The sequence below is a fragment of the Oleiphilus sp. HI0132 genome, assembly GCF_001635845.1.
Genome location: NZ_LWGJ01000193.1, coordinates 1 through 683, shown reverse-complemented (window position 1 = coordinate 683; position 683 = coordinate 1). Strand labels below are relative to the sequence as shown.

General features: G+C 40.1%; 1 protein-coding gene. It reads left to right on the top strand.

Annotated features, from left to right (window positions below):
• Positions 1-173: 173 nt before the first annotated feature.
• A partial coding sequence (locus A3766_RS02415) for a GNAT family N-acetyltransferase (protein ID WP_156508627.1) occupies positions 174-683 on the top strand: 510 nt, incomplete at its 3' end.

Sequence of the window (683 nt, the reverse complement as noted above, 5' to 3'; positions counted from 1 at the left end):
GTAGCGCTGTGGTTCTATAACAACGAAAAGCCATCATCAGAGTTAGCAGAAGCATTAAACACGAGCACTGAACAAGCAGACTTTATTTACAATGATATTGAAAGCAAACGTAAAACAACTCAATATTTACACCTCCATGCACAGTTAATAGACAAGGTTGATTTGGGTTGGTAATGATGAGTGCTAAAAAAAGCCAAACGAAAAACAATCAACAAAAAGTTTTTGACAGGCTTGCCGTGCGTTTTAAGGATCGAATTCGTGAAACCGTTACAGACAATGAAACGGAAGGTGTCGACTCATTCCTTAAACAAGCTTTTGTAAATAGCCCTTTGCGACACTCCCCCGAGTACAACGATTGGCTATTTTCAAATAACATCAAAAACCCCCGATATATCGCTTGGGACGGGAATGATGTTGTCGGCACCCAGTATGGTTTAAAGTGTACGGTTAATTATGCCGATAAGGTTTACTCAGGGTGCTGTGCCATTGACCTCTCGGTCGATGAAAAATGGAGAATGAGAGGCCTAGGCGTTGCTTTGATCAAAAAGCTCATGGATCAACATGATTTCGTTATAGGCCTAGGGATATCTCAAGCTGCTCAAGCGATGTTTACAAGATTGAACTGGTACAATCTTGGAAATATAGCTTTCTATATTAAACCTCTTACAGCAAAAGGATTTTCT